The organism is Phycisphaerales bacterium, assembly GCA_040217175.1.
Classification (GTDB): Bacteria; Planctomycetota; Phycisphaerae; order Phycisphaerales; family UBA1924; genus JAHCJI01.
In genome coordinates this window covers 1132793-1157228 of the sequence record JAVJNT010000002.1, presented here as the reverse complement: position 1 = coordinate 1157228, position 24436 = coordinate 1132793, and the positions used below count along the sequence as shown (strand labels likewise).

General features: G+C 67.1%; 20 protein-coding genes. 11 read left to right on the top strand and 9 right to left on the bottom strand.

Going from position 1 to position 24436, the window contains the following annotated elements:
• Positions 1-13: 13 nt before the first annotated feature.
• Entirely contained in the window at positions 14-1906 is a 1893-nt protein-coding gene (locus RIA68_12140) for an ABC transporter permease subunit (protein MEQ8318191.1), read from the bottom strand.
• A 236-nt stretch (positions 1907-2142) separates the two neighbouring features.
• Here RIA68_12140 and RIA68_12135 point away from each other — a divergent pair, with 236 nt between their 5' ends.
• The 5 genes from RIA68_12135 (at position 2143) to RIA68_12115 (ending at position 6472) form a co-directional block, all read left to right on the top strand.
• Positions 2143-2685, top strand: coding sequence for a PEP-CTERM sorting domain-containing protein (locus RIA68_12135; protein MEQ8318190.1), 543 nt, complete (start codon positions 2143-2145; stop codon positions 2683-2685).
• A gap of 109 nt (positions 2686-2794) precedes the next feature.
• A complete protein-coding gene (locus RIA68_12130) occupies positions 2795-3442 on the top strand; it encodes a GC-type dockerin domain-anchored protein (protein MEQ8318189.1) in 648 nt (215 codons plus the stop codon).
• Positions 3443-3653: 211 nt separating this feature from the next.
• On the top strand, positions 3654-4754 hold the full coding sequence (locus RIA68_12125) for a GC-type dockerin domain-anchored protein (GenBank protein ID MEQ8318188.1): 1101 nt from the start codon (positions 3654-3656) through the stop codon (positions 4752-4754).
• A gap of 337 nt (positions 4755-5091) precedes the next feature.
• Positions 5092-5649 (top strand): PEP-CTERM sorting domain-containing protein, encoded by a 558-nt coding sequence (locus RIA68_12120; protein MEQ8318187.1) that lies wholly within the window; start codon positions 5092-5094, stop codon positions 5647-5649.
• A 151-nt stretch (positions 5650-5800) separates the two neighbouring features.
• Positions 5801-6472, top strand: a complete 672-nt coding sequence (locus tag RIA68_12115) for a GC-type dockerin domain-anchored protein (protein ID MEQ8318186.1) — start codon at positions 5801-5803, stop codon at positions 6470-6472.
• Between the two features lie 86 nt (positions 6473-6558).
• Here RIA68_12115 and RIA68_12110 read toward each other — a convergent pair whose 3' ends face one another.
• From RIA68_12110 to holA, 3 genes are all read right to left on the bottom strand, one after another.
• Positions 6559-9120 carry an ATP-dependent Clp protease ATP-binding subunit gene (locus tag RIA68_12110; GenBank protein ID MEQ8318185.1) on the bottom strand — a complete coding sequence of 854 codons (2562 nt, stop codon included), beginning with the start codon at positions 9118-9120 and terminating at the stop codon, positions 6559-6561.
• A 329-nt stretch (positions 9121-9449) separates the two neighbouring features.
• Positions 9450-10589: a hypothetical protein gene (locus RIA68_12105; protein ID MEQ8318184.1), complete on the bottom strand. Its 1140-nt coding sequence runs from the start codon at positions 10587-10589 to the stop codon at positions 9450-9452.
• 59 nt (positions 10590-10648) lie between these two features.
• Positions 10649-11695 (bottom strand): DNA polymerase III subunit delta, encoded by a 1047-nt coding sequence (gene holA, locus RIA68_12100; GenBank protein ID MEQ8318183.1) that lies wholly within the window; start codon positions 11693-11695, stop codon positions 10649-10651.
• Between the two features lie 51 nt (positions 11696-11746).
• Between holA and RIA68_12095 the strand changes: the two genes are divergently transcribed.
• Positions 11747-13423 carry an ATP-binding protein gene (locus tag RIA68_12095; protein ID MEQ8318182.1) on the top strand — a complete coding sequence of 559 codons (1677 nt, stop codon included), beginning with the start codon at positions 11747-11749 and terminating at the stop codon, positions 13421-13423.
• A gap of 3 nt (positions 13424-13426) precedes the next feature.
• On the opposite strand, the gene RIA68_12090 is transcribed toward RIA68_12095, so the two are convergent.
• Together RIA68_12090 and RIA68_12085 are read right to left on the bottom strand one after the other, a co-directional pair.
• Positions 13427-14128 carry a hypothetical protein gene (locus tag RIA68_12090; GenBank protein ID MEQ8318181.1) on the bottom strand — a complete coding sequence of 234 codons (702 nt, stop codon included), beginning with the start codon at positions 14126-14128 and terminating at the stop codon, positions 13427-13429.
• 28 nt (positions 14129-14156) lie between these two features.
• Positions 14157-15071 (bottom strand): ParB/RepB/Spo0J family partition protein, encoded by a 915-nt coding sequence (locus tag RIA68_12085; protein ID MEQ8318180.1) that lies wholly within the window; start codon positions 15069-15071, stop codon positions 14157-14159.
• Between the two features lie 107 nt (positions 15072-15178).
• Here RIA68_12085 and RIA68_12080 point away from each other — a divergent pair, with 107 nt between their 5' ends.
• Positions 15179-15847, top strand: a complete 669-nt coding sequence (locus RIA68_12080; GenBank protein MEQ8318179.1) for a HAMP domain-containing sensor histidine kinase — start codon at positions 15179-15181, stop codon at positions 15845-15847.
• On the opposite strand, the gene RIA68_12075 is transcribed toward RIA68_12080, so the two are convergent.
• Positions 15844-16914 (bottom strand): ABC transporter ATP-binding protein, encoded by a 1071-nt coding sequence (locus RIA68_12075; protein MEQ8318178.1) that lies wholly within the window; start codon positions 16912-16914, stop codon positions 15844-15846. The two genes, RIA68_12080 and RIA68_12075, sit on opposite strands and share 4 nt — an antisense overlap.
• A gap of 116 nt (positions 16915-17030) precedes the next feature.
• On the opposite strand from RIA68_12075, the gene RIA68_12070 reads away from it, so the two are divergent.
• Positions 17031-17381 carry a hypothetical protein gene (locus RIA68_12070; GenBank protein ID MEQ8318177.1) on the top strand — a complete coding sequence of 117 codons (351 nt, stop codon included), beginning with the start codon at positions 17031-17033 and terminating at the stop codon, positions 17379-17381.
• Between the two features lie 9 nt (positions 17382-17390).
• Here the strand turns inward: RIA68_12070 and RIA68_12065 are convergent, their stop codons facing one another.
• Positions 17391-18911 carry an SLC13 family permease gene (locus RIA68_12065; protein ID MEQ8318176.1) on the bottom strand — a complete coding sequence of 507 codons (1521 nt, stop codon included), beginning with the start codon at positions 18909-18911 and terminating at the stop codon, positions 17391-17393.
• Between the two features lie 103 nt (positions 18912-19014).
• On the opposite strand from RIA68_12065, the gene RIA68_12060 reads away from it, so the two are divergent.
• From RIA68_12060 to RIA68_12050, 3 genes are all read left to right on the top strand, one after another.
• Positions 19015-21360: a M14 family metallocarboxypeptidase gene (locus RIA68_12060; GenBank protein ID MEQ8318175.1), complete on the top strand. Its 2346-nt coding sequence runs from the start codon at positions 19015-19017 to the stop codon at positions 21358-21360.
• Positions 21361-21367: 7 nt separating this feature from the next.
• A complete protein-coding gene (locus RIA68_12055) occupies positions 21368-22768 on the top strand; it encodes a M14 family metallocarboxypeptidase (protein MEQ8318174.1) in 1401 nt (466 codons plus the stop codon).
• A gap of 103 nt (positions 22769-22871) precedes the next feature.
• Positions 22872-23996 carry a GC-type dockerin domain-anchored protein gene (locus RIA68_12050; GenBank protein MEQ8318173.1) on the top strand — a complete coding sequence of 375 codons (1125 nt, stop codon included), beginning with the start codon at positions 22872-22874 and terminating at the stop codon, positions 23994-23996.
• Between the two features lie 80 nt (positions 23997-24076).
• On the opposite strand, the gene RIA68_12045 is transcribed toward RIA68_12050, so the two are convergent.
• Entirely contained in the window at positions 24077-24295 is a 219-nt protein-coding gene (locus RIA68_12045) for a GC-type dockerin domain-anchored protein (GenBank protein ID MEQ8318172.1), read from the bottom strand.
• Between the last annotated feature and the right edge of the window lie 141 nt (positions 24296-24436).

Below are 24436 nucleotides of genomic sequence, written 5' to 3'. Positions count from 1 at the left end.
CGGCAAACGGGTATCAGCTCGTCCCGGCGAGCTTGCGGACGGTCATATCAAACCGGCGCACCATCTGGCTGTGCAGCGCCCACACCGCGCCGATGTACAGACCCGCGCTGGCCGCCGCGCCCACGAGCAGCGCAAAACGGGCTGTCACAAGCGGGTTCGAGCCGCTCTGGGTCACCGTCTCGTACATCGCATCGACGGGCTCGACCAGCGCCAGGCTGCTGGCGAACGGCGACAGCCCCAGCAGCGCGGGCCCGACCACGGGGATCGATCGGCCCGCGTTGAAGCCGCACCCCCCCACCACCGCGGTGACGATCGCCGCAACGATCACGGCGCCGACGACCGACGCGATGGCGCCCTTGCTCTTGAGCGACCAGTGCAGCCCGATCATGACGCACAGCGCCAGGAACGGCCCACCGCTGAGCGCGAGGATGATGCCCGCCTCGGGCAGCACGACGGGCAGCATGATGCCACCAGACACCGCCGGGCCCGCGGGCACCTGTGCGTTGTCGGGCTGGCTCAGGCCGCCGATCGCTGCGTGCAGGCCCGCGAGCAGCATCGTTACGACCGGCACCGCCAGCATCGGCAGCAGATAGGCCACCAAGCCGCGGAGCTTGCCGCCCAGGTACTCCGCCGGCGTCACGGGCGTGGTGAGCAACAAATCGAGCGTGCCATCCTCGCGCTCGCGGCTGATGGCCGTCGCCGACATGTTGATGGCCACCAGCGTCGTCACGGCCAGCTCGACGAGCACGATGACCAGCAACGCCAGGCGATAGTCCGTTGCCGTGATGGCCGACGTGTCGTACGCCACCACGAGCACGAACGCCATCGCGATGCCCAGCACGATGAAGGACCACCGCGCGACGATGCGTCCGAGCGTGGCGTTACGCGCCGCCGCCTCGCGCCATGCGATGGGGTTGTGCCACACGTGCCGGGGCGGGCGGAACGTCTGGCCGTCCTCGCCCGTTTCGCCGCCGCTGAGCCCGAGGATCTTGCGATACCACGGCAGGCGACGTCCCTCGCGCGAGCGCTTCGCCAGCCCGCCCGTGCGCACCGTCAGCGTCGAGGCGGCGATCAGCACCAGGCTCAGCCCGCTGGCCAGCAAGATCCAGGCCCGCACGGGTGTCTCGAGCATGAACGCCGCCGGCCCCGCGAGCGTGCCGCGGTCGGCACTCGGATACGTCGTGGGGTTCAGCAGCGCATCGAGCGCCAGGAAGGGATTCAGGCCGGTGAGCCACGTGACGCCCATGCCCGCCGGCCCCATGCCCAGGCCGCGCGTGCGCAGCCACGCATCGATGCCGTACGTGATGCCCAGGTACGTCACCACGGCGACGTAGAACGTGAACACCGCCCGCCGCCCGGCGATGCGGCTCACGGCCAGCGCGATGGCGATCGCGCCCACCAGCAGCGCCGCCGCGGCCGCGACGAGATAGCTCGCGAAGATGCTCGAGCCCGGCACGCCGCCAAAGTACTGCGTCAACGCGAACAACGGCAGGCTCGCGAACAGCAACGCCAGCACGAAGAACAGCCGGCCGAGAAGGTTGCCCAGCACGATCTGCAACCTACCTAAAGGCGTCGTGAGGAGCACCTCCCACGTCCGCGGGCTGGCCTCCTGGGCGATCGCCCCGGCCATGAACACCGGGCTGAGCACGCAGATCAGCAGGATCTGCAGGTACGCCACGTACGTGAACGTCGAGGCCCCCGCCTCGGCGAGGTCCCGGAACGACGTGGCACTGCCGCTGCCGCCGGTCTTGACCAGCAGGGCCCAGAGCATCACCAGCACCAGCAGGGCCAGATAGGCCGAGCGAATGTACATGTGCCGGCTCCGGCGGGAGCCGTTCTGCACCAGCCGGACGGCGATCGGGTTCGCCGGGCCCAGCGTCAGGAGCCATCGGATGAAGACGGGCATCGGGGCGATCGTACCTGGGTCGCGTCGGAGCCGGAAACGGTGCCGGTCGTGAGGACTGCCGCGTTATCGATAACAAACAAAATACGAATGTGGGGGTAGGCAACCCATCGCTCACAAAATTTTCACAATCAAGGGATTTTGTCGATGACACCGGGCCTTTCGTCGGCCATACTACCGCAATATTGCCCAAAGCGGCCGCTTAGGGGGCGGTCGCTATCGGGTGAGAGGAGACAGACATGCGTAAGACGATCACTGTGGGGGCCATCCTGGCCCTGGCCGGCACCGCCATGGCCGGCGACCTCGACTTCCTTGGCGACACCACCGGCGGCCCGACCTTCAACCGCCCGACCAGCCTGACCGCCCTGAGCGGCTTCGCCACCGACGTGGCGTACGAGGCCACCCAGATCGGCGTCAGCGCCGACGGCGACTACTCGGTCCTCAGCGACCAGACCAACTTCGGCCTCCTCTGGGACGGCTACCTGCTGGTCTACGAGAACGGCTTCGATCCGGCCAGCCCGCTGGACAACCTGATCGCCCTGAACGACGACTACTTCGGCACCATGCTGCCCGGCACCGGCGTCGGCTACTCGGGCCTCGACGCCGTCACCATGAGCTCGGCCAGCACGTACTTCATCGTGCAGACCGGCTTCAGCAACGACGACCAGGGTCCGTACCAGATCTCGATCAGCGGCCCCGGCGACATCCGCATCATCCCGGCTCCGGCCTCGCTGGCCCTGCTGGGCCTCGGCGGCCTCGCCGCCACGCGTCGCCGCCGCTAAGGCCGACGCCCGTCCCGAGAGAATTCTTTCGAACGCCCCACGGGGCGTTTTTTCACGCGCGACGCCGAAGACTCAAGACGACCACCATTAGACCGCAATGGAGAACACCATGCACCGCCCCACCGCCGCCTGCCTCGTACTGGCACTCGCCGCGACCGCCAACGCACAGGAACTGGAGTACCTCGGAGACACCACCGACGGCGACCGCTTCAACCGGCCGAGCAGCCTGAGCGCCCTCAGCGGCTTCGCCACCGACGTCGCCTTCGAGCCAGTCCAGATCGAAGTCACCGAGACCGGCTCATACACCATCCTGAGCGATCAAACCAACTTCGGCCTCCTCTGGGACGGCTACCTGCTCGTCTACGAGACCGCCTTCGATCCCGCCAGCCCGCTGGATAACCTCGTCGGCATCAACGACGACTACTTCGGCTCCATGCTGCCGGGCGTGGGCGTGGGCTACTCGGGGCTCGACAGCATCGTGCTCAACGAGGGCGTGGCCTACTTCATCGTCCACACCGGGTTCTCGAACGACGACGCAGGCCCGTACCAGGCCCAGGTCTCCGGTCCCGGCAGCGTGCGCATCTTTACGTGCTATGCCGACCTGAACGGCGACAGCCAGCTGGACATCTTCGACTTCCTCGAGTTCCAGAACCTGTTCGACGCGGGCGACGACCAGGCCGACTGCGACGACAACGGCACCCTCGACATCTTCGACTTCCTCTGCTTCCAGAACGCCTTCGACGCGGGCTGCGAGTAAGCCGTCCGTTCGCACGCGACGGGGGCAACCCGCGTGCGAACGCGCTTGCGTGGAAGGTCGGATCTCTGTATGCTGTTGGAATCTGGTTCGTGGGGAGTTCAACGAACCAACGTGGAGTCGGCGCCGACGCACCGGCGATCCGTCCACTCGGACGGGTCGGCTCGACCGAGCCCCGGACGCGTCGGCCGCCCAGACAGCAGAGGAGATATCCGTGCAACGACTGACGACCGCATTCGCAGTACTCGCCCTGGCCGGCGTGGCCTCGGCCCAGACCGTGTCCGTGCTGGGCGACCTGACGCCGGGCGACACCCTCACCGGCGACTTCCCCACCGACCTGATCGATGGTGAGATCACCCCCACCACCTGGGACTTCTACGAGCTGACCGCCGAAGCCGGCGACCTCGTCCGCATCGAGGTCAATCGCCTGACCGACGCGCTCGACCCAATCTCGGGGGCCTACTTCGGGAGCGTCGACGGCGAGCTCCTGCCTCCCGACGGCACGTTCGTCCTCGAGGCCGACGTGGGCGGACTGCCCTTCGTATTCGTCGCGTCGGGCGACGACGACGATCCTCCGGCCACCGGCGCCGGGCCCTTCGGCGATCCGAACTACGCGTTCGTCGCGACCGACGCGGGTACCTACACCATCATCGTCGCGAGCTTCGGCAGCGACCCGGGCGTGCTGGAATACGAGGTCACCGCCACCATCGGCGATGCCCCGACCGTCCGCCTCGAGTACCTGGGCGACACGACCGACGGCGACCGCTTCAACCGGCCGACGAGCCTGACCGCGCTGAGCACCTTCGCCACCGACGTGCCCTTCGAGGCCGCCGAGATCGAGGTCGCCGAGGACGGAGCCTTCACGGTCTTGAGCGACCAGGAGAACTTCGGCCTCGCGTGGGATGGCTACCTGCTCGTCTACGAGAACGGCTTCGACCCGATCTCGCCGCTCGACAACCTCATCGCGCTCAACGACGACTACTTCGGCGTGCTCCTGCCGGGCACCGGCGTGGGCTACTCGGGCATCGAGGGACTGACCCTCCAGGCAGGCGTGCCGTACACGATCGTGCAGACCGGGTTCGGCAACGACGACTTCGGCCCCTACCAGGTCCAGGTGCTGGGCAACTCCGACGTTCGCATCTTTACCTGCTACGCAGACTTCGACGGCGACGGCCAGCTCACCATCTTCGACTTCCTGGCCTTCCAGAACGCCTTCGACGCGGGCGACCTCATCGCCGACTGCGACGAAGACGGCTCGCTGACCATCTTCGACTTCCTCTGCTACCAGAACCAGTTCGACCTCGGCTGCGAGTAAGGCTTCGGCCCCGGCTCTCGCAAGCGCTCTCTCACGCCGCCCACGCCATTCACCAGGCGTGGGCGGCGTCGTTTCATGAATGTCGTGAGTTCATGTTCTCAGGTGGTCGGAGCGACGATCTTGCGTAGTTGTGCCCACCTGCCGAACCCATGCAAGACCGAGAACCAGACAACCTAATTTCACCATTCTCTCGACGCCATGCGAACAAACGCAGATCCGCAGAAAAGACAAGGAAATCAGCATCTTTTTCGTAAGAGGATTTCCCCGATTCATTAGAATGGTCCCGAACGCCTGTCTCGTGGGCGGGCGCGATGACACATGTGTTAGGAGAGATGACATGCGTATCGCAGGGATCATTGCAGTGGCTGGGCTGGCGACCGTCGCCAACGCCCAGCTCATCGACTTCGAGGGACTGGGCGAAGGCACACCCGTCGACACCCAGTATGCCGGCCTGGGCGTCGAATTCTCGACCAGCATCGGCACCGCGTCGATCAGCTCCTACTCGGGCTTCTTCGGCTCGGACGTGCTGGCCAACGCGACCATGGGCGGCGCCGCGGGCGACCGTGCCCTGACGCTGATCATGGAGTTCTCCACGCCCATCTCGGAGCTGGAGTTCGACTTCAACAGCGCCGGCACGCCGGGTGCCGACTTCAACATCCGCTTCTACAACGGAGGCGGCCTCGCCTCGAGCGACGTGCTGCCCCAGGCCGGCGTCGCTTGGGTCACGGACATTAACTACAGCAGCCTGCCGAGCGTCACCCGCGTCGAGATCGACTCGGTGAACGACGGCTGGATCTTCGGCGTCGACAACATGGACTACCGGCAGATCCCCGCTCCCGCGTCGCTGGCCCTGCTGGGCATGGGCGGCATGGTGGCGATGCGTCGCCGTCGCTAGTACGAAACTTGCACGTGCAAGGCAACGCAAGGACGCCCCGGCCGGGGCGTCCTTTTCGTCGCGCGCGGGTCGCTTCGGTCTTGCGTCCGGTCGCGGCTTCCGTTATCATGCAAGCATCGCGGGCCACACGGCCCTCAAAGGGGGTTTCGACATGAAGACGACCATCGGTCTCGCTTCCGCGGCCTTGCTCGCCTGTGGCGCTGCCCAGGCACAGGTCATTGATTTCGAAGACGGCTTCGAGGGGCAGTCCATCACCGACGAGTACGCCGGACAGGGCGTGATCTTCGGCACGGGCGCCGGTTCGGCCTCGATCTCGAGCTACGCCGGCTACTTCGGCACGCTCTCGATCTGCAACGCGACCGCGGGCGGCGCACTGGGCGACCGCGACCTGACGCTGATCATGGAGTTCGATCCGCCGATCAGCCTCATCGAGTTCGACTTCCACAGCGCGGGCAGCCCGGGCGCGGACTTCCCGATCCGCTTCTACGTCGGCAGCAGCCTCATCAACATCGACAGCCTGCCGCAAACCGGCTCGGTTTGGTTCGTCGATCTCGTCTTCGACGGCCTGGCCTCGGTTGATCGCATCGAGATCGACTCCGGCGGCGGCGCTGGCTGGCTCTTCAGCCTCGACAACATCTCCGTCGAATCGACCGCGTGCTACGCCGACTTCGACGAAGACGGATCGCTCACCATCTTCGACTTCCTGGCCTTCCAGAACGCCTTCGACGCGGGCGACCTCATCGCCGACTGCGACGAGGATGGCTCGCTGACCATCTTCGACTTCCTCTGCTTCCAGAACGCGTTCGACGCCGGCTGCGAGTAGGCAAGACCTTCCCCAGATAGCAACGCACAACGCCCGGTCGCATCGCGGCAACCGGGCGTTGTTCTTTCAAGGGCTCAATCTGTCAATCAGGTCGACTCGGCACCTGCCGACACGGGCTTGTCGCCCTCCGAGTTGTCGCCCTGGTCCTCGTCCTTGGGCGGGTCCGGCAGCTTCTCGGTGTTGAAGTAGAGGTTCTCGTCCTCGCCCTTGCGGGTCACCTTCAGCAGCGTTCGGCCCTGGATCTCGCCCGACAGCAGCATCTCGCTGAGCGGGTCTTCGATGTACTGCCCGATCGCGCGACGCAACGGCCGGGCACCGAAGTCAGGGTTGTACCCCTTGTCGATCAGGAAGTCCTTGGCCGCCTGATCCAGCTCCATCGTGATGTTCTGGATGCGCAGGCGGTCGGCCACCTTGTGCACCTCGTACTCGATGATCTGCACCAGATCGTCGCGGGTCAGCGGGCGGAACACGATCGTGTCGTCCAGGCGGTTGATGAACTCGGGGCGGAAGAACCGCTCGATCTCCTTCATCAAGATGCCCTTGATGTTGTCGTAGTCCACGTCGGCCGTCCGCTTCTGGAAGCCGAAGCCGCCACCGCCCTTGATCAGATCAGCACCGATGTTGCTGGTCATGATCATGATGGTGTTGCGGAAGTCCACGTTCCGGCCGAACGAGTCGGTCAGGCGACCTTCCTCCATGATCTGCAGCAGCATGTTGAAGACGTCCGGGTGGGCTTTCTCGACTTCATCCAGCAGCACGACCGAGTACGGCCGGCGGCGGATGCGCTCGGTGAGCTGGCCGCCCTCCTCGTAGCCGACGTACCCGGGGGGTGCGCCGATGAGGCGGCTGACGTTGTGCTTCTCCATGTACTCGCTCATGTCGAGGTGGATCAGCGCATCCTCGTCGCCGAACATGAACTCGGCCAGCGCCTTGCTCAGCAGCGTCTTGCCAACGCCGCTGGGCCCGACGAAGATGAACGAACCCATCGGGCGCTTGGGATCCTTCAGGCCCGCACGCGCACGCCGGATGGCGCGGGCGACGGCCTTGATGGCGTCCTCCTGGCTGATGACCTTCTTGTGCAGCTCGCTCTCGAGCTTGAGCAGGCGGTCGGCCTCCTCACTCTCGAGGCGCTGCAGCGGCACGCCGGTCATGCTCGAGACGACCTCGGCGATGATGTCCTCGTCGACCGTGCCGTCGATCTCCTTGGACTTCTCGCGCCAGGTCTTCTGGATCTCTTCCTTCTTCTTGCGGAGCTGCTCGGCCTGGTCGCGAAGCTCGGCAGCGCGCTCGTAGTCCGCGGCCTTCACGGCCTCGTCCTTCTCCACGCCCAGCTTCTCGACCTCGCTCTCGATCTCCGCGAGGTCTGGCGGCTTGCTCATGCTCTTGATGCGTACGCGCGCGCCGGCCTCGTCGATCACGTCGATCGACTTGTCGGGCTGCACGCGGCCGGAGATGTAGCGACCGCTGAGCTCGACGGCGGCCTTGACGGCGTCGTCGGTGATGCGCACGCGGTGGTGCTGCTCGTAGCGATCGCGCAGGCCCTTGATGATCTCCACGGTCTGCTCGTCGTTGGGCGGATCGACCGGGATGGCCTGGAAGCGACGTGCCAGGGCGGCGTCCTTCTCGATGTACTTGCGGTACTCGTCGAAGGTCGTGGCGCCGATGCACTGGATCTCGCCGCGAGCCAGCGCGGGCTTGAGCACGTTACTCGCGTCGATGGCGCCCTCGGCGCCGCCGGCACCCACGAGCGTGTGCAACTCGTCGATGAACAGGATCACGTTCTTGGCGCGACGAACCTCGTTCATCACCGCCTTGATACGCTCCTCGAACTGGCCGCGGTACTTCGTGCCGGCGACCATCATCGCCAGGTCGAGCACCACGATCCGCTTCTCGTGCAGGATCTCGGGAACATCGCCCGAGATGATGCGCTGGGCCATGCCCTCGACGATGGCGGTCTTGCCGACGCCGGCCTCGCCCAGCAGCACGGGGTTGTTCTTCGTGCGGCGGCACAGGATCTGCACCACGCGCTCGATCTCCTTCGCACGCCCGATCACCGGGTCGAGCGAGCTCTCCTTCGCGAGCTCGGTCAGGTCGCGGCCGAAGCTGTCGAGCGCCGGCGTGCGGCTCTTGCCCTTGCGGCCCTCGGTGCTGCTACCGCCCGAGACGCCCGCGCTGGCGAAGCCTTCCTCGCCACCGCCGCCACCCTCGCCCGAAGCGCCCAGCAGGTTCAAGACCTCTTCGCGGACCTCGTCGAGCTTCAGCCCCAGGTTGCGCAGCACCTGCGCCGCCACGCCGTCCTGCTCTCGCAAGAGGCCCAGCAGCAGGTGCTCGGTGCCCACGTAGTTGTGGTTGAGACTGCGCGCCTCTTCGATGGCATATTCGATGACCTTCTTGGCGCGCGGCGTCTGCGGCAGCTTGCCCATGGTCACCATCTCGGGGCCGGCCTTCACGAGCTTCTCGACCTCCAGGCGGACCTTGCGCAGGTCCACGTCGAGGTTCTTCAGCACGTTGGCGCCGACGCCAGAGCCTTCCTTCACGAGGCCGAGCAAGATGTGCTCGGTCCCGATGTACTCGTGGTTGAGGCGCTGGGCTTCCTGGTTTGCAAGGCCCATCACCTTGCGGGCTCGGTCTGTGAATCGCTCGAACATTGCCGCACCTCCAAATGGATCATACCGAACACAAGCCGTATAATCCGTGCACCGGAGCGGGCCTTCCCGCTCCGCGGCGGTCCCGATGACCAAGGGCACCAAGCCCGCCGATCAACGGCACATTCCGGGGTATCGGTTGCATGGCCCGTGCCAATTCCTCAAACCGACCGCGCCGGTGGGTACTTTCTCCCCCGGCGGCCCCAGAACACCGCCGAGGGCCCGGCCCGGGCCGTCTCCTGGCGGAGATCGCCCGGCCGGATCGTGATCGGACCCGCCCCCCACTGCCGATGCGGCAGGACGCGGGGTCGATCGCGTATCTATACGGACGTTTAGCGGTCGCGGGTCGCTCGGCTCGTCAGTCTTGGGTCGGCCACGATCTCGATGGGGATGACCCGTTCGTCCTCGGAGTCGTCGGCCTTGTCCCGCACGATCACCTTGAGCTGGTACCGCCCCACGCTCAGCGAGGCCGGCAGGTCGATCACCGTGCCCAGGTAGATCTCGCTCCGTGGGCGATCGCTGCGGATCACGATGCGCTCCTCGGGCTTGCGCCACGCCAGCATCGACCCGCGCTCGTTGAACAGCCGAAGCTCCAGCCCCAGCACCACCTCGTACGCCCCGGGGTTCGAAGCCTCGCCCCGGCTGGCGGGCTCGGCGGCCAGGCTCGTCCGGAAGCTCGCCGGCTCGGTGTAGAGCAGCATGCGGTTGCTGCGCCCCGCAAGGAACGTGTACCGCTCGAACGGGCGATACGCCGCGAAGCCATAGATGTCCGTTGCCAACGCCGCGTCGTTGATCCTGATCGGCAGCACGTCGGGCAACGCCCGACCAACATCCTCGATGGCCTCGGCGATGCGCCGTGGCGCGTCGACGCGGTCTCCCGCCGCAATCGCACGGAGCAGCGGCGCCAGCGTCTCGACCAGGTCGCGCTCCATCGGGCTCAGCCGCTGGCCCGGCCGTCCGTCGTCGCTGCGATCGGCAAATTCTCGTACCGCGTCGGCCAGCAGTTCCGCGGCGAAGGCGCGCTCCGGGTTTGCCGACAACGACTCCAGGTGCTCGAGCACCAGCTCGATCGGATCCGGCGGCGGGGCGTCCAACGCCTCGACCTCGATCGACTCGGGCCCGGTCGACTTCAACGGTTCGGCTCGGACTTCGATCGCCGGCTCCGGATCGCCCTGCTCGTCCATGCGATCCTGCCAGGGCCGGCGCTCTCCGGACGATGCCGGGCCATCGCTGCGCTCCTCGCCGGCTTCGCCCTGCATCGCGAGGATCTCGTTCAGGTCGTCGGCCGACTGCCGCATCATCTCGGCCAGCGAAGGCCCGCCCGGTTCGTCGGTCTCGGCCGGCGGATCGGCCAGGTCCTCGAGGGCCGAGCTCGGCGCACCATCACCGGCGGCCCCCGGCTGCGTCTGGCAGGCGGACAGACCGAGCACGCCGGCAAGGCACGTGCACAACAACATGCGGCGGTGGTCCACGGTCGCCTCCTGCGACGTCGCAACGCGAAAGAACCCGGGGCTCCGCCCCGCTCGTCGACTCACGGGGTATCGGGCCGCCTGCTCACGCGGCTTGCGATTTCGACGCACAGCCGCTCGAGCGTCCGCCGGCTGGGCGCACCACGCTTCATGGCCGCGTCGGCCTCGCACGCGCTCTGGTGCAGCCGCGCGGCGCCGGCGGGCCCGAGCCTCTTGGCCGCCCGCACGATGACGCCGCCCTTGTGCGCGGGCCAGATGTTGAGCTTCTTGGCGATGGCGCCCTCAGGCGTGCCGCCCTGGGCCAGACGCGCCGCGACCGCCAGGACGCGGGTCAGGTCGACGCACGCCCACATCGCGGGCACCGCCTGGTCGCGCGGCGCGTTGCCCATCCAAAGCTCGACGTACGCGAGCGCCCGGGCCGGATCGCCCGACATGATCTCGTCCTGCAACGGCCAGGGCTTTTCGGCCTCACGCGTCGCCCGTACGTGCGTCCGCACCAGCTCGGCCGAGATCTCGGGCGCATCCACGGGCCCCGTGGCATCGGTCGCCAGCTTGCCCAGCTCGGCATCGAGGCGCGCGAGGTCGACGCCCACCGAATCGACCAGCAGCCGCGCCGCGTCGGCCTGGAGGTTCACCTGATGGAAGCCCTTGGCCCGCGCCGTTGCCCACTGGGCCGCCTGCTGGGGCCCCACCGCCTCGCACGAGATGACCTTGCCGACCTTCTCGACGGCCTTGTCCAGCCGACCCGGCCGCCACGTCTCGGCCCGCAGCACCAGCGTCGCCCTTTCATCGGGCGCCTCGGCGTACTTCTCCAGGGCCGGCCGCGTCGCCTCCCGCACGAACTTGTCCGCGGCGTCGACCACGACCAGCTTGTGCACCGGCAGCAGCCCCGGGCTGCGACACTCGTCGAGCACATCCGCGAGCTCGGCCGATTCGCCGTCGAAGCGGATCGTGTGGACCTCCAGCCCTGTCGCCTCGCCCAGGGCCTCCCGGAGCTTGTCGAGGTAGTGCTGGCGCAGGAACGCCTCGCGGCCCTTGAGGATGGCCACCCGCTCGCTCCCGTCCGGGGCGGCGTGCTTGGCTGGCTTGCTCGTGGTTCGCTTGGCCATCGGCCGACACGATATGCGACCGGGCCGCCCCGGCGGGCGTATACCAAGGGCGTGCTGGTGCTGACCGTCATCGAGGGGCCCACCAAGGGCAAGCGATTCGAGCTGCCCGCCAACGAGCCGCAGATGCTCGGCCGCTCGAGCGAGGCCCTGCCCCTGGGCGACCAGGCCGTCAGCCGACGCCACGCGGAACTCACGCCCGACCGCGGCGAGTGGTACCTGCGAGACCTCGACAGCCAGAACGGCACGCTCGTCAACGGCAAGCAGATCGACGGCCGCATCCGCCTGCGCACGGGCGACACCATCACCGTGGGCCAGACCACCCTCGCCTTCGGGCGCTCGAGCATCGTCGACGAGTTCGACATGATCGAGCTGCTCAGGCCCGGCGAGATGGCCACGAGCGTCGACGCGACCCTCAAGCGACCGGCCGACGCCCCCACCGCCGCCAACGGCCAGAGCGGGCCCGCCGAGCAGCACGCGCTCGAGTACCTCCGCGTCGTCTACCAGATCACCGAGCTGGCGGCCAAGTCGGTCACGCGCGGCGCGCTCCTGCACGGCCTGCTCGAGCTCATCTTCGAGGAGTTCAAGCCCGAGCGGGGCGTCGTCATGCTCATTGATGAAAAGGGCAAGCTCGCGCCCGGCGCCGTCAAGAACCGCGCGCTCATCAAGGGCCGCGAAGACGATCGCATCCAGGTCAGCCGCACGATCCTGCTGCACGCCGTGCGCACGGGCGAGGCGGTGCTCTCGACCAATGCGATGATGGATCCGCGCTTCGCCGCGGGAGATTCGGTGCAGAACCTGCGCATCCGCAGCGCCATCTGCGTGCCCATCGAGCATCGCGCTACCGTGTTCGGCGCAATCTACATCGATACCTCGGCGACCGACCAGACCTTTACCGACGAGCAACTGCGATTGCTCCACGCCGTCGGGCAGCAGGCGGGCATCGCGCTCGCAAACCTGCAACTGCACCAGGGCAAGCTGCAGACCGAGCGCCTGGCCGCGATGGGCCAGACCGTTGCGAGCCTGAGCCACTCGATCAAGAACATCCTGCAGGGCCTCAGCGGCGGGGCCGACCTGGTCGAGATGGGCCTGGACCGCGAAGACCTCGCGATCTCGCGGCAGGGCTGGGGCATCCTCAGGCGCAACCTCGACCGCATCGCCGGACTGACGACCAACATGCTCGCCTTCAGCCGCCAGCGGCAGGTCGAGATCGAGTTCACGTTCCTACGGCCGCTGATCGAAGAGTGTGCGCAGCTCATCGAATCGGTGTGCGAGCAGCAGGGCGTGGCGCTGATCGTCGACGCCGAGGACGAGGTGCCCCCGGTGCCGATCGACGCCTCGCTCATCCACCAGGCGGTGATGAACCTGCTAACCAACGCGCTCGAAGCCGTCCCGCAGGGCAGCGGCTCCATCACCGTGCGCTTGCACTACGAAGAGCCCGACTCGCGCGGGCCGGGCAGCCCGGGAGAAGCGCACGTCATGGTGATCGACAACGGGCCGGGCATCCCCAAGGACCGCCACAAGTCGATCTTCGAGCCCTTCCAGACGAGCAAGGGCGTGCGCGGAACGGGCCTGGGACTGGCCGTGACCAAGCGCGTCGTCGAAGACCACCGCGGGCGCATCACGATCTCGAGCGAGCCCGGCAAGGGCTCGACCTTTACGATCGTGCTGCCAACGGATCCGGATCGAGACCACGATCCTGCGGCAACGCGCGGCCCGGCAGGACGCTGAGGACTACTTCGCGGTGTACTTGCCCCGGCTCTGCTTGGGGAAGGTCTTGGGGTGCTTGATCAGCGTCTGGTTGACGATGGTCCGGAAGTTCGGACTCGTCGTCTTGTAGCCCGCGGCCTGGACTGCCGCTGCGGCCTCGGTCACGCCCATCGTCTTGCCGCTGAGCACCTGCTGGAGCGCCTCGACGAGATTGGAATCGTTGCGATGGCGCTTCCGCGAGCCGCGCGGCTTGGTGGGCGCCTTGACGGTCGCCTTCTTCGCGGTCTTCCGAGTTGCCTTCTTCTTCGACGCCGTGCGCTTGCTCTTCTTCGTTGTGGTCCGCCCGCGACCGCCCCCGTGCGAGCGCGCCGAACCACTCTTGCTGGAACGTCCACGCGAGCGACCCGCACGCGGGGTCACGCCCAGCTCTGCGAGCAAGTCATCGATTTCGGCCACGCGCTCGACCAACTCGGCACGTTCTTCGGCGAGTTCGACCGCTTCTTCACGGCGGCGCTCAAGCTCGTCGTGGATGTCGGAGACCGAAATCTCTTGGAGCGAGGCGGCGGGCTTGCGGCTCACCGATCGCTTGGAGGTTTTCTTCTTACGTGGCATGCGTACTCCGAGGGAGGTCAATTCAAACAACGACGGCGGGCGCGGTACTGCCAGCCACAAATCCCCCGAGACGGAGATCTTATCAAGCAAATCGCGTGAAAGCGACAGACGCACGAATCAATGGTCTGGACTGGATCACGAGCTACGACGCCTCGAACCCCATCGAGCGCATCAACCCGTCGAAGTGCTCGAGATCGTAGAACTCGATGACGAGCTTTCCCTTATCACCCTTACCCGACACGTCGATGCGCACGCGTGTCTTCAGGTGCTCGCCGAGCTTGGTCTCGAGATCCCGGATGTTTGCGTCTCGATCGGTCGACTCCGTCGGGCTCGCGTCACTGCCGCCCTTCGCTCGTTGGGTAATCTCGCGCACGGCCTTCTCGGTCTGGCGGACCGAAAGGTGCTCGCCCATGATGCGCTCAACGAGCTCGCGCAGCCTTGCCTCGTCGGAAATGGAGGCCAGCATCTTACCATGACCGGCCGAAAGCACGCCATCGGAGATCATGTTGCGGACGTCTTCGGGCAACTCCAGCAGCCGCAAGAGATTGGCGACCGACGACCGATCGAGCCCCACGCGGTCGGCCACGTCGGACTGGGTCATCGAAAACTTGCCCATGAGCGCGCGGAACGCGTTGGCCCGCTCGATCGGATTGAGGTCCGAACGCTGGACGTTCTCGATGAGCGCGAGCTCCGCTGAATTGCGATCGTCGGCGACACGCACGATCGCAGGCACCGTCGCGAGCCCGGCCATGCGGCAGGCCCTCCACCGCCTCTCGCCGGCAATAAGCTCGAATGCACGATCGCCGACCTGGCGGACGACGATGGGTTGCATCAGCCCAGCGAGCTTGATCGACGCCGCGAGCTCGGCCAAGTGCCGATCGTCGAACTTGATCCTGGGCTGGAACGAGTTGGGCCTGATGTCGTCAATCGGGATTTCCCTGATTCTCTCCGCAGTGTCCGATAACTTTGTTCCCGGTGCGTCCACACGCTGGGGCGAAGCATCCTCGAGCAGGCTGGACAGTCCGCGGCCGAGCTTCCGGGGTCGTTGTGTTGCCATGGCAAAGTTTATCGGGCAAGCACGGGTGTTCCACGTGACACGGTTTGCTGGTACGACGTCACGAGGCAACCGATGCTACGTACATGGAGCGGGAACTGACGGAGCCGATGCGCGAAGCCGAAGCGGGCGAATGGATCGCCGCCGCGATCGCCCACGAGGTCAACAACCTGCTCACGCCCGTCGTCGGCCTGGCTGATCTACTCGAGCATACGGCTGGCGATGAGGAAGTACGAGATCAACTCATCGAGCGGGCCGTAGACCGATGCCAGCGGGCCGTTGCGATCTGCAGCCTCCTCGTCGATCTGACGAAGCACGGCCCCGGAGAGGAGCCGAAAGCATCACTCCAGGCCGCGCTGGACGCGGTCGTGGCTTCGGTCCAGGATCGAACGGTCGAAGAGGGCGTGTCGATACGCTCTTCGCATGATGGGCCTGGCCAGCTGGCCGTACCCGCCATCGTGGCCGAGCACATCGTACTGAATCTCGTACTGAATGCGATCTCGGCGTCGCCTCGAGGCTCCACGATCTCGATCTCGACCGGATACACGCCCGGATCGGCCTGGAGACCGTCGGCGTGGATGATCTGGGTCGAGGACCAGGGCCATGGTCTCGACGAGCGCAGCGTGGCCTCGATCAACCAGGGCGGTTTGCCGCACGGCTCGAAGGGCATCGGGCTGGTGGTCGTGCGGATGCTCTGCCAGCGGTGGGGCGGAAGGCTCCGGGTCTCTTCCGAGCCCGGTCGCGGCACCACGTTCCACGTGGAACTTCCGGCCGCCTAGTCCGCCAAGACGACGGCGTCCTGCGGCTCCACGTCGAGCCCCACATCGCCGGTAAAGGCACTCTGGGGCCCGGGCGCAAACTCCGAAACACTCAAGTACCCCCCACCGTTCGTCCGGACGCGGTGGTGGGCGACGTCGCCCAGATAGGTCGAGGCATCGACCGAGCCGCTGATGGCGCCCCGTTCTGCCGCACGCAGGCTCTCGGGGCGGATCGAAACCCTTACGCGTCGGCCGGCCTCCGCCACGGCGGACAGCGTCCCACGAATGCGCCCCACGTCGGTCGTGACCTCCACGATCGCGCCCGCCGCCCCGCCGCCCTCGAGCGTGCCTGCGATCAGATTGGTCTCGCCTAGGAACGCCGCGGCGAACGTCGTGGTGGGGCGACGGTAGAGTTCCATTGGCGAGCCCGCCTGCACCACGTTTCCGTCCTTCATGACGGCGATCCGGTCGGCCACGCTGAGTGCTTCCTTCTGGTCGTGCGTGACGTAGACGGTCGTGATGCCCGAGGACTTGCAGATGCGGCGGATCTCTTCACGCAGGTCGTTGCGGAGCCGAGCGTCAAGATTCGAGAGCGGCTCGTCGAGCAGGAGTACGTCGGGCCGGATGACCAGGGCCCGGGCCAAGGCCACGCGCTGCTGCTGGCCGCCGGAGAGCTCGCCGGGCTTGCGGTCGGCCAGGTGGGCGAGCTGCACGTCCTCCAGCGCCGCCTTCGCGCGCTCGAGCCGGTCCTCCTTCGAGATCTTCCGTACCTTGAGCCCGAACGCCACGTTCTCGGCGGCGGTCATGTGCGGCCAGAGGGCGTAGCTCTGGAACACCATTCCAGCATTGCGTTGGTTCGGGCTTCGTTTGGTAATATCTCGTTCGTTGAAGTGGATCGCGCCCGCAGTCGGCTCGATGAAGCCGGCGATCATCCGCAGCAGCGTCGTCTTGCCGCAGCCCGATGGGCCGAGCAGGAAGAAGATCTCGCCGGGCTCTATGACCAGATCGACCGCGTCGACGGCCTTGACCTGCCGGTCGGCCTTGCCGAAAGTCTTGGTCAGGCCCGCGATCGTGATTCGGGTAGGCATGGGCCGAGGATATGCCGGAGTGGTTCCCAGTTGGATTGGGACAAAAACCGGACAAAACAAGAATATTGTGCAGCCATGTCCGATCTTTGACCGAACATATGACCATGCAACCGAACATGAGCCACACAGAGAGCCTCGCCCAGATCGATCGCCTCCGCGGCTGGCGGACGCGATCGCCGCGGCTCGATCTCGAGAACGAGTTCCGGCAGGCAAGGCTCGGATTCGACGCCGTCGCACGGACGGGCCAGTCGATCCAGCAGGCCTGGGCGGGGCTGGCGCCGGGTGGACTTGGCGAGCGGGCAGCGGCCGACCGTGTGGCGCGCGGCGTGCTCGTGGTGCGAGTCTCGAGCGGGGCCGACCAGCATGCCGCAGCGCGGTGGCTGCGCAGTGGGGGAGCGCTCGAGCTCTCGCGGTCAGCGGGCGTGCCGATCCGCCGCTGGAAGTTCGAGCATCGGCCGCGCGCGTAATCGAGCCGCTCAGGTCAGCAGCCGCGGCGCGACGATCATCACCCACACCGTCACGACTCCGGCGAACAAGACGTTGAGCAGCACGCCCGTGCGCGCCATCTGCATGATGGTGGCGTGGCCGCTCGCGAAGGCGACCGCGTTCGGCGGCGTCGCCACCGGCAGCATGAATGCGCACGAGGCCGACACCGCCGCGGGCAGCAGCAGGTAAGCGTCGTCGATGCCCAGGGCCGGGCCGGCGGCCGCGAGCACGGGCAGGAGCGCGGTGGTCACGGCCGTGTTGCTGGTCAGCTCGGTCAGGAACGTCACGGTCAGGCACAGCCCCAGCACGATGAGCCAGATCGGCACGCCCTGCAGGCGAGCGAACTGCTGGCCGATGGCGGCGTCCAGGCCCGTCGCGCTGACGGCCGCGGCGAGGCTCAGCCCGCCACCGAACAGCAGCAGGATGCCGAAGGGCGCCTTACGCGCCGTTTCCCAGTCGAGGGCGAAGGTGGTCCACTGCTTATTGACTGGAACGACGAACAGGGCGACGGCCGCCAGCATCGCGATCTGGGCGTCGCTCAGGCTGATGCCCAGGTCCTCGAAGATCTGCAACCGAAGGACGAGGTCCTTGAAGATCCACAGGCTCGCAGTCACCGAGAAGATCGACAGCACCACCCATTCGCCCGGCTTCATCGGACCCAGGTCGCGCAGTTCGTCGCGCACGACGTCGCGGCTGCCGCCGATGGCGCCCTTGATGCGGAAGAGCGGGCCGACCAGCAGCAGGAAGGCGACCGGCAGCAGCACGGCGACGAGCGGCAATGCGTGCAGCATCCATCGACCGAAGCTGATGGTGTACTCCTCGCGGCCCTGCACGAAGCCGGCCAGCACGGCGTTGGGCGGCGTGCCGATGAGCGTGGCGATGCCGCCGATCGATGCGGCGTAGGCGATCGCGAGCACGAGGCACGTCGCGAAGCGGGCCCGGGCACCTTCGGGCGCATCAGGGTTCTCGGGTAGGGTCGCCAGCACGCTGGTGGCGATGGGGATGAGCATGATCACCGTCGCCGTGTTGGAGACGAAGGCGCTCAGCGCCGCCGTCGCCAGCATAAAGCCCGCGATGACCGAGCGCGGGCCCGTACCCACGGCCAGGATGGTGAGCAGCGCGATGCGCTTGTGCAGGCCCCACCTCTCCATGGCCAGGCCCAGCATGAAGCCGCCCAGGAAGAGGAAGATGACGGGCCGTGCATAGGGCGCCGTCGCCTCGCCGATGCTCGTGGCGCCGAGCATCGGCAGCAGCGCGATGGGCAAGAGGGCAGTGGCGCTCAGCGGCAGCGCCTCGGTGAGCCACCAGATGGCCATGAGCGACGCCACGGCGGCGGTGATGCGAGCCGCCCGGCCGAGCTCGATGGCGCCCTCGGCTCCGGGCACCGAGTCGGGCAGCAGCACGCCGACGAGGACGGCGACGACCGGGCCCAGCCCCAGACCGACCAGCGACGTCCACCGCTGGATGCCGCCGCCGGTGTCTCGATCGGGGATGCCCGCCTGCTCGGCCATGGTGGGCATGATACCGGCGGCTTGGGAAACGTCTGGAGCCACCCGGCCGTACCGATCTGCGGCGGGCGACCGGTCCGGCCTTCCCTATTAGGAGACGCTTCTCATGTCATTCGTTCCTGCCCGAGGTACACGCTCGCTCGTCGCATCGGTGTCGGCGCTCTCGCTGCTCACGGTTTCCGGACTGGCGATGGGCCAGGCCCTTACACCGGCGGCCGATGCCCTGGCCCAGCCCGAGCAGGGTGCCCGGCCGTACGTTGGTCACAAGCTCGTGCGGATCCCGGCGGCGACGCGCCGGGTGATGCAGGCGATCGAGCCGCTGGGCGTTGATGTCTGGACGCACACGATCATGCCGCTCCAGCCGGTCGAGCTGCGGCTGAGCCCGGACCAGTTCGCCCGCTTCGTCGATCTCGACCTGACGCATGAGGTGCTGGTCGACGACCTGCAGGTCGTGGTCGACGCCCAGATGGCGCGCATCCGCGATCGCAGCCAGCGCGACGACCTGACGTTCTACGACGAGTACCGCACGCTCGACGAGTTCTGGGTGCGCTGGCAGCAGATCTCGGACATCAATCCCGACGTCGCGGGCTTCCAGGTCATCGGCCAGTCGCTCGAGGGTCGCGACATGCCTGGGTTCGTGCTCAACGGCAACGGCGTCGACGGCAAGCCCGTCATGCTCATCAACGCCTGCCAGCACGCGCGAGAGTGGGTGAGCCCCGCCGCGGTGACGTACCTGATCGAGCAGCTCGTCGAGGGCTACGGCACCGATCCACGCATCACGAGCCTGCTGGACGACCTGGAGTGGGTCATCACGCCCATGGTGAACCCCGACGGCTTCGACTTCACGTGGACCGACGAGCGCTTCTGGCGCAAGAACCGCCGCGACATCGACGGCAGCGACGAGTTCGGCGTCGACCTCAACCGCAACTGGTCGGTCGCGTGGGGCGAGCCGGGCGCGAGCGCCGACCCGGGCAGCCAGACGTACCGCGGCACGGGCCCGTTCAGCGAGCCCGAACTGCAGGTCTTCACAGCGTTCGTGGGTGACCGCCGCGATCGAACCGTGATCCACCTCGACGTCCATACGTACGGCCAGCTCGTGCTGCACCCGCTGGGCTACACGTTCGATCCTTCCGAGGACGATTCGGTGTTCCAGGAGATCGGCGACACCATCGCCGGCGGCATCTTCGACACGTCGGGCGAGGTCTACACCGCGGCCCAGGGCAGCAGCGGGCTGTACCTGACCAGCGGATCAGCGAAGGACTGGGTGTACGGCGAGACCGCCGGCGAGGGCTTCGGCTGGACGATCGAGCTGCGGCCGGCCTCGCGCAGCGCGGGCGGATTCGACCCGGATCCGGACCAGATCCTGCCCACGGGCCGTGAGCTCCTCGAGGGCGTGCTTCGCGCCGCCGAGATGATGGCCCAGCCGCTGCGCTTCCACGTGGTGCCGCAGGTCGGGGGCGCGCCGGTGGGCGAGACCTCGATCCGGCTATTCGAAGTGCGCGACGGCCTGGACGAGCTCGACCCGGCCTCTGTCCGCGGCTTTGCCCGCGTGAACCCGGGCGATGACTTTGCCCCGGCATCGATCGTGAACGTCGACGGAGAGGACTACTCGATCGAGCTGCCCGCGCTGCAGTGCGGCCAGCTTGGTGAGTTCTACGTCGAGGCGGCCACGCTCGACGGCACGGTCTATCGCTATCCGGAGGCGGGCGTTTTCACCCAACGCTCGACCGATCCGACGGTCGTGTCGCGCGACGCGTGCGAAGTGGTGGGGGACTGGATCGCCGGCCTGCCGGACGACACCGCCAGCACGGGCCAATGGGCCAACGGCGATCCCGAAGAGACCAGCGCCCAGCCCGAGGACGACGCGTCGCCCGACGGCGTGAACGGCTGGTTCACCGATCCGCGCGCGGGCGACTCGGCGGGCACGTACGACGTTGATGATGGGTTCACATCGCTGGTGTCGCCGGTGTTCGATGCGACGGTCGTTGCGGGCAAGCCGAATCCCACGCCGTTCGTTTCGTTCGCGCTGTGGTACAGCAACAACCAGGGCGCCGCGGCGGGGCAGGACACGTTCGCCGTGTTCATCAGCAACGACGACGGCGTGTCGTGGGAGTTGCTCGACGCGACGAACCAGTCGACCAACGGCTGGGAGACGAGGCGCTATCGCATCGACGACGTCGTCGAGCCGACGGATCAGATGCGTCTGCTCTTCATCGCCGCCGACGAGGGCGACGGCTCGCTGGTCGAGGCAGGCATCGACGAGCTGGTGGTCGAGGTCGATTGCGGCCCGCCGCACCCGGCCGACTTCGATCGCGACGGCGCGTTGACCATCTTCGACTTCCTGCTGTTCCAGTCGCTGTGGGAAGCCGGCGATCCGACGGCGGACATCGACCGGGACGGCGCGTTCACGCTGTTCGACTTCCTCGCGTTCCAGACGCTGTTCGACGCGTGAGGCACGCGTGAGGCGACCGGCACTGGCAACGCTCGTCGTTCTCGCAACGCTGGGTGGTGCGCACGCGCAGGAGGGTGACGGGCCGTACGCCGGGCACAAGCACGTGCGCGTGCCGATGGCCACGCGTGCGGTGATGGAGGCCATCGAGCCGCTGTCGCCCGACGTCTGGACGCACCGGATCGTGCCGCTCGGCCCGGTGGACATGCGGCTCTCGCCCGAGCAGTACGCTCGCTTCCTCGAGCTGCGGATCGAGCACGACGTGCTCACGCCCGACCTGCAGGTGGTGGTCGACGCCGAGCGAGCCCGCATCGCGGCCCGATCGGAGCGCGACGACGTCGCGTGGTACGAGGAGTACCGCACGCTCGACGAGTATCGGGCGCGCTGGGCGGCGATCGCCCGTTCGGCACCGGGCGTGGCGACCATCGAGACCATCGGAACGTCGATCGAGGGCCGCGAGATACCGAGCATCGTGCTCGACGGAGACGGACGGCCCGACAAGCCCGTGTTCGTCATCAACGCCTGCCAGCACGCGCGCGAGTGGCTGAGCCCCGCGGCCACGACGTACGTGATCGAGAGCCTCGTCGAGGGGTATGGCGTCGATCCGCGCATCACGCACCTGCTCGACGAGCTCGAGTGGGTGTTCCTGCCGATGGTCAATCCCGACGGCTTCGACTACACCTGGACCGACCAGCGGTTTTGGCGGAAGAACAAACGTCGGATCAGCGATCGGCTCTTCGGCGTCGACCTGAATCGAAACTGGTCGTATGAGTGGGGCGGACGCGGCTCGAGCCCGGACCCCGGCAGCAGCAACTACCGCGGACCAGAGCCCTTCAGCGAGCCCGAGCTGATCGCGCTGACCGAGGCACTCGAGCCGATGCGCGATCGCATCGTCGGGCACCTCGACGTGCACACCTTCAGCCAGTTCGTGCTCAGCCCCTGGGGCTACACGCTCGAGGAACCGATCGATATCGCCGAGATGACCGAACTGGGCGACGCGTTCGCCGACGGCGTGCGCGAGGCGACCGGGGCCGAGTACGAGGTCGGCACGGGCGCGACCGTGCTCTACTTGTACAGCGGCAACGCGACCGACTGGTTCTACGGCGAACTCGATTCGCTGTCGTGGACCATCGAGCTCCGACCGACCGGGCCGATCACGCTGCCGGGCTTCGATCCGCCGCCCGACCAGATCCTGCTCGCGGGCGAAGAGCTGCTCGAGGGCACGCTGCGGCTGGCCGAAGAGTTCGTGCGTCATCCGGCCGACTTCGATCGCGATGGCTCATTGACCGTCTACGACTACCTGCGCTTCCAGTCCTTCTGGGAGGCGCGCGACCCTCGGGCCGACGTCGATCTCGACGGCGAGTTTACCCCGTTTGACTTGCTTTCCTTCCATGCACTCTTCAATGGCTAGATTCGCAAGAACTTGATGCTCAATGTCGGGACTTCGACGTGAGTCGCGTGGCAATCCTGCGCTTCCTGGTATGACTCCATTCTAAGCACGAAAGGACAGAGCTATGCGTACGCGCTCGTGGAAGAACGTTTTCATCGCGGCGGCCGCCACACTCGTGGCCGGCGTGGCCGCTCCCGCATTCGGACAGCCCGCCTGCCGGGCCGACCTCGATGGAGATGGGCAGCTGACCATCTTCGACTTCCTGGCGTTCCAGAACGCCTTCGTCACCGGCGATCCGGTCGCCGACTGGGACGGCGACGGCGTGCTGACGCTGTTCGACTTCCTCGCCTTCCAGAACGACTTCGATCGTGGCTGCGATCCGCTGCCGGGCTGCCGCGACTTTCAGGTGATCGATCCGGTCGAGGCCCAGTACGGCGAGAACATCGAGCTTGCCCTGTACAACCAGCTCCAGGTCGACGTGCCGGCGATCATTCCGCTCGGGCCCGACTTCACGCAGGTGCAGGCGCCGCGCAGCAGCCACCTGCCGTACCAGTACTTCGAGGACTTCCAGCTGGGCTTCTGCGGCGACCTGGGCGAGTTCCAGCTCGAGATCAACGAGCCGGGCGTGTACCACCTGGTGCGCTTCGGCCCGACGGGCCCGGACATTACCGCCGTGTTCGCCGGCGTCTCGGCCGAGGTCGAGAGCGATAAGGAGGCCAAGACTGGCACGAGCTCGACGCTCACGATCCACGAGCCCGATCTGGTGATTTCCGACAAGGTCGGCACGCACACGCTGCGGTGGAAGTACTACAAGGACCAGGAGGGCTACACCGTCGAGGAGGTCGACGACGTGTCCGACGCGACCATGGAGGTCTGCGACGCCAAGCCCGTGAAGAAGCTGATCATCGCCAACCACGGCACCGACGGCCAGATCTCGATGGGCGACGGCAACACCCGTCAGGACGGCAAGTGGATCGGCAAGGATGAGGACGGCGGCAAGCTCGGCGCCTACCAGACGTTCGTCGACGCGCTCAAGGAGGACGGCAAGTTCGCCAACGACGCGGAGATCTGCCTGATCGGCTGCAACGTGGGCGACGGCGACGAGGGCCAGCACCTGGTCGACTGCCTGGCCATGGACCTGGGCGTCAAGGTCCGCGCCACGAAGGGCACCGTGACCTACACCCAGCGAAAAGACGGCACGGTCGAGGTGAGCCAGTCGGGCGACGGGTGGGCGGAAGGCAACCCGTAACGCTCAACGCCAACCAGCCATGAAGCACGCCCGGGCGGCCTCGCCCGGGCGTGTTGCGTGTCGGCAGTCCGAGCACGAAGTCAGCAGCCCGCCTCGAACGCGTTCTGGAACGCCAGGAAGTCGAAGATCGTCAGCGTGCCGTCCTCGTCCAGGTCCGCCACCGGGCTGTCGCCCATGAAGAAGTTCTGGAACGCGAAGTAGTCGAAGAGGTCGAGCGCGCCGTTGCCGTCCTGGTCGGCAAGGCAGTCGGTGCGGACGACGATGGTGGCGATGCCGGGGTCGGGGGTTTGCCAGAACATGCGTCCGGTCAGGCCAGCCCAGCTGAAGCATCGCTCAGGCTCGGCGCGGATCTCGACGACGCGCGGCGTGAAGTCCGTGGTCGTCCATCGTGCAGTCCAGAGCGGCAGAGGGTTGTCAAGGCTCCCCGGAACAGAAGGCGG

What these genes read in the sequence shown, in the direction of transcription:
- RIA68_12140 (MEQ8318191.1), bottom strand. Translation starts at nt 1,906, where the DNA reads ATGCCCGTCTTCATCCGATGGCTCCTGACGCTGGGCCCGGCGAACCCG.
- RIA68_12135 (MEQ8318190.1), top strand. Translation starts at nt 2,143, where the DNA reads ATGCGTAAGACGATCACTGTGGGGGCCATCCTGGCCCTGGCCGGCACC.
- RIA68_12130 (MEQ8318189.1), top strand. Translation starts at nt 2,795, where the DNA reads ATGCACCGCCCCACCGCCGCCTGCCTCGTACTGGCACTCGCCGCGACC.
- RIA68_12120 (MEQ8318187.1), top strand. Translation starts at nt 5,092, where the DNA reads ATGCGTATCGCAGGGATCATTGCAGTGGCTGGGCTGGCGACCGTCGCC.
- RIA68_12115 (MEQ8318186.1), top strand. Translation starts at nt 5,801, where the DNA reads ATGAAGACGACCATCGGTCTCGCTTCCGCGGCCTTGCTCGCCTGTGGC.
- RIA68_12110 (MEQ8318185.1), bottom strand. Translation starts at nt 9,120, where the DNA reads ATGTTCGAGCGATTCACAGACCGAGCCCGCAAGGTGATGGGCCTTGCA.
- holA (MEQ8318183.1), bottom strand. Translation starts at nt 11,695, where the DNA reads ATGGCCAAGCGAACCACGAGCAAGCCAGCCAAGCACGCCGCCCCGGAC.
- RIA68_12085 (MEQ8318180.1), bottom strand. Translation starts at nt 15,071, where the DNA reads ATGGCAACACAACGACCCCGGAAGCTCGGCCGCGGACTGTCCAGCCTG.
- RIA68_12080 (MEQ8318179.1), top strand. Translation starts at nt 15,179, where the DNA reads ATGCGCGAAGCCGAAGCGGGCGAATGGATCGCCGCCGCGATCGCCCAC.
- RIA68_12075 (MEQ8318178.1), bottom strand. Translation starts at nt 16,914, where the DNA reads ATGCCTACCCGAATCACGATCGCGGGCCTGACCAAGACTTTCGGCAAG.
- RIA68_12070 (MEQ8318177.1), top strand. Translation starts at nt 17,031, where the DNA reads ATGAGCCACACAGAGAGCCTCGCCCAGATCGATCGCCTCCGCGGCTGG.
- RIA68_12065 (MEQ8318176.1), bottom strand. Translation starts at nt 18,911, where the DNA reads ATGGCCGAGCAGGCGGGCATCCCCGATCGAGACACCGGCGGCGGCATC.
- RIA68_12060 (MEQ8318175.1), top strand. Translation starts at nt 19,015, where the DNA reads ATGTCATTCGTTCCTGCCCGAGGTACACGCTCGCTCGTCGCATCGGTG.
- RIA68_12050 (MEQ8318173.1), top strand. Translation starts at nt 22,872, where the DNA reads ATGCGTACGCGCTCGTGGAAGAACGTTTTCATCGCGGCGGCCGCCACA.
- RIA68_12045 (MEQ8318172.1), bottom strand. Translation starts at nt 24,295, where the DNA reads ATGTTCTGGCAAACCCCCGACCCCGGCATCGCCACCATCGTCGTCCGC.